Annotated in this window: 4 protein-coding genes and 1 pseudogene; 1 reads left to right on the top strand and 4 read right to left on the bottom strand. The window is 72.8% G+C overall.

Annotated features, from left to right (window positions below; genetic code table 11):
- Nucleotides 1-109 precede the first annotated feature (109 nt).
- The 4 genes from ACFU7Z_RS38080 to ACFU7Z_RS38095 all read right to left on the bottom strand — a co-directional run bounded on the left by ACFU7Z_RS38080 (nucleotide 110) and on the right by ACFU7Z_RS38095 (nucleotide 2,749).
- Nucleotides 110-589, bottom strand: coding sequence for a hypothetical protein (locus ACFU7Z_RS38080; RefSeq protein ID WP_380782682.1), 480 nt, complete (start codon nucleotides 587-589; stop codon nucleotides 110-112).
- A 260-nt stretch (nucleotides 590-849) separates the two neighbouring features.
- Complete coding sequence (locus ACFU7Z_RS38085) at nucleotides 850-1,698, bottom strand: alpha/beta fold hydrolase (RefSeq protein WP_380782684.1); 849 nt, start codon at nucleotides 1,696-1,698, stop codon at nucleotides 850-852.
- Between the two features lie 6 nt (nucleotides 1,699-1,704).
- Nucleotides 1,705-2,349: a dihydrofolate reductase family protein gene (locus ACFU7Z_RS38090; protein WP_380782686.1), complete on the bottom strand. Its 645-nt coding sequence runs from the start codon at nucleotides 2,347-2,349 to the stop codon at nucleotides 1,705-1,707.
- A 220-nt stretch (nucleotides 2,350-2,569) separates the two neighbouring features.
- Complete coding sequence (locus ACFU7Z_RS38095) at nucleotides 2,570-2,749, bottom strand: hypothetical protein (protein WP_380782688.1); 180 nt, start codon at nucleotides 2,747-2,749, stop codon at nucleotides 2,570-2,572.
- A gap of 126 nt (nucleotides 2,750-2,875) precedes the next feature.
- On the opposite strand from ACFU7Z_RS38095, the pseudogene ACFU7Z_RS38100 reads away from it, so the two are divergent.
- Nucleotides 2,876-2,986, top strand: a pseudogene (locus tag ACFU7Z_RS38100) (type I restriction endonuclease subunit M); the annotation flags it as partial.
- Nucleotides 2,987-3,169 lie beyond the last annotated feature (183 nt).

Consider the following 3,169-nt stretch of genomic DNA (forward strand, 5'->3'; position numbering starts at 1 on the left):
GAGCACGTCCTCGCCGACCGGATCACCTCTTGCACGTGCGGCACGGACCGCCACCCACGGGCGGTCCGGGTCAGCGGGTCAGCCGGTCAGCCGGTCGGCGGGCCTGGGGTCAGCGGGCCAGGAGGAACTTGGTGGTCGGCACGTTGCGGACGGTGGCGCAGTCCAGGCTCGACGTGGTGGCGCTGTAGGTGAAGCCGCTCGGGACGCTGCACGCCCACATGCCGCTGACCGGGACGCGCAGGTGGAAGGTGGTGGACGGGACGCCCTGGGTCAGGCTGCACGTGGTGGACGAGCCGGCGGCGTCGTAGGTGAAGCCCGGGGCGGTCGAGCAGGCGGTGAGGCCGTCGACGGGCGTGCGCAGGTGGTACTGCGGCGAGTTCCAGCTGCCGCCGCCGCTACACGTCCGGCTGAAGACGACCCCCTCGTAGACGTAGCCGGAGGGGACGGAGCAGGCCCAGGTGTCGTCGAGCCCCGTGGTGGCGGCGGTGGCCGGTGCCGCGGTGACGGCCCCGCTGAGCAGCAGGGTGAGCGCGGCGAAGGCGGCGAGCAGCGCGGTGCGTGCGGTACGTACGGTTCGTGCGACGGACATGTCTTCTCCCTCGTCGAGGAGTTGCACGGTACGGAGGGCGGCGTTCGCCGGTGGGCGTTCACAGCCGTCGACGGTTCTAGCACCCCCGACGGGCCGTCATCCCGCCCTTCCGCCCGGGATGATCGCTCCGGCGTCCGCCGTCCACGCGCGCCCGTACGGATCCTCCGGCCCGCCTCGGCCGATCGGCCCGCCGTTCCCCTCCCGCGCCTGGCGCAGCCGCTCCGCGGGTGCACCGCCCACCAACCGCCGTCCGCTACCCGCTATCCGCTACCGAGCGCGAGCATCGCCTCGGCGACCGCGCCGACCGCCGCGTCGGGGATCGCGGTGGCGCCCCCGTCGAGGACGAGCAGCCGTGCCCCGGGGATGGCGCGCGCGATCGCCTCGCCGTTGCCGACGGGGAAGAACCGGTTGCGGCGGCCGTGGACGACGAGGGTGGGTACCCCGATCCCGGGCAGGCGCTCGCGCCAGCGGGGTGTGCAGTCCAGCCCGGCGAACACGGTGCCCAGGTGGTTGGCCGTCTGGACCGGGGGCGCGGTGCCGGGCGTGCGGTCCCAGATACGCGCGGCGACGGCGCGTGCGGCAGCGGGGTCGTCGCCGAGGAACTCCGCGCCGGTGGCGGCGAACTCCGCGACCGCCGTACGGTCGCTCCAGTCGGGCGCCGGGCGGGCGAACAGACGGCTCATCGTCGCCCGGTCGTGGTCGGGGAGGTCGTCGTCGGGCGGGCCGGGGGCGACGGCGCGGGTGTTGACCAGGGTGAGCGCGGAGAACGCGCCCGGGTGGTCGAGCGCGGCCACCTGGGCGACCATCCCGCCGACGCCGGTCCCGGCGAGGTGCGCGGGCGCCCCGCCGAGCGCGTGGGCGAGGGCCGCCGCGTCGGCGGCGAGGTCGCGCAGGGTGTAGCCGGGTGCCCGCGGGTCCGTCGTCGTCGACTCCCCGCTGTCGCGCAGGTCGTAGCGCACGGCGCGGCGCCCGCCGGCGGCGAGGCGTTCGCAGAGCGCGTCAGGCCAGGAGAGCATCGTCGGCCCGCCCGCGAGCAGGACGAGCGGCGCGTCGACGTCACCGAACGACTCGACGCCCAGGGCGGTCCCGTTGACGGAGACGGTGGCCATCCCGGGTCACCGGGCGTCGTCGTCGTGCCCGAGGCCCCGGTCGGGCAGGCTCATGTCGCCGGTCCTCGGCGTGCCCTCGGCGAGCCCGTAGCGCAGGTACACAGTGCCCTGCGCACCCGCCACCGGCGGTTCGAGGAGCGTGAGGTTGGTGGGCACCGCGCCGTCGTCGAAGACCTTCTTCCCGACGCCGAGCACGATGGGGTGCACCCACAGGTCGAGCCGGTCGAAGAGCTTCTCGCGCAGGAGGGTCTGCACCAGGTTCAGGCTCCCGACGACCTTCACGTTCCGGTGCCGGTCGCGGACTGCGCGCACCGCGCCGGCCAGGTCCGGGCCGAGCAGCGTGGATCCGGCCCACGGGAGGTCGGGGGTGCCCCGGGAGGCCACGTACTTCGGGACGCGGTTGAAGAGTTCGGCGATCTCGCCCTCCTTCTGCTGCGGCCAGTAGGAGGCGAAGAGGTCGTACGTCCGCCGGCCGAGCAGGAGGGCGTCCGTGCCCTCGTACGCGGCGAGGATCTGCGCGCCGGTGACCTCGTTCAACAGAGGTGCCTGCCAGCCGCCGAACGGGAACCCCTCCGGGTCCTCGTCGGGTCCGCCGGGCGCCTGCCCGACGAGGTCGAGGGTCGCGAACAGTTCGATCTGGATGAAGCCCATGTCTGTGCTCCCGGTGGGGGGTGAGGTGGTCGTCCCGGTCGAGATGTAGACCTTCCGGGGCCGGAAAACTCATCGCCACGCCGGTGCCCGGTTTCCGCCCCCGCCCACCGATGCTCCCCTCAGGGTCAGACGGGCGACAGCAGGTCGCTCCCGCCGACGGTGTACGTCAGCGGGGGGTAGCCGGGGCGGGCCGGGCCCCGCCGGCTCGTCGTCCGTCGTCTCAGGCCATGACGGTACGGAAGATGTGCTGGGTGATGGCGAGACCCTTTCCGACGTACGCCAGTACGAAGGTGTCGCTGTAGTTGATGACCGAGTCGTCGACCGAGAGCCTGCCGATGACGGTGACGAGCTCGGCCGTTCCGCACCGCCTGTTCGGCGACCGTCCCGGGTGTACGGACATTGTCTCAGGTGGCACGTCGCGCGGGCTTCTTGCAGCAGGTCAGGGCCGCGGCCAGGGCCAGGCCTCGGCGCTTCCGGGCGTACGGGATCTTGAGACCACGAGCAGTCCATGGCAGCCTCATGGCGCATGATCGATGAATTCGCGAAGGACAACCTGCACGGGCGACTGCGGCGGGACCGCGAGGCACTGCTCTGGAAACTCGACGGCCTGTCCGAGTACGACGCCCGCCGACCTCTGAGAGGGCGTTCGATACTGATTTAGGCCGCCGCAGGCGGTTTCGGGCGGAGGTATTGCCCGACTTTGTCGGGGCTGGCGGTCAGGCGGGTGGTCATGGAGTTGACCATGGCCCAGTGGATCATTGAGCGCGACCGGTCCGGCAGTTCCTCGTAGTCGCGGTGGAGCCGCCGGTACCGGGACATG

Origin of the sequence: Kitasatospora sp. NPDC057518 (genome assembly GCF_042802075.1) — a bacterium.
Classification (GTDB): Bacteria; Actinomycetota; Actinomycetes; order Streptomycetales; family Streptomycetaceae; genus Kitasatospora.

Coding starts and splice junctions, on each gene's coding strand:
- ACFU7Z_RS38080 (WP_380782682.1), bottom strand. CDS start 589: ATGTCCGTCGCACGAACCGTACGTACCGCACGCACCGCGCTGCTCGCC.
- ACFU7Z_RS38085 (WP_380782684.1), bottom strand. CDS start 1,698: ATGGCCACCGTCTCCGTCAACGGGACCGCCCTGGGCGTCGAGTCGTTC.
- ACFU7Z_RS38090 (WP_380782686.1), bottom strand. CDS start 2,349: ATGGGCTTCATCCAGATCGAACTGTTCGCGACCCTCGACCTCGTCGGG.
- ACFU7Z_RS38095 (WP_380782688.1), bottom strand. CDS start 2,749: ATGTCCGTACACCCGGGACGGTCGCCGAACAGGCGGTGCGGAACGGCC.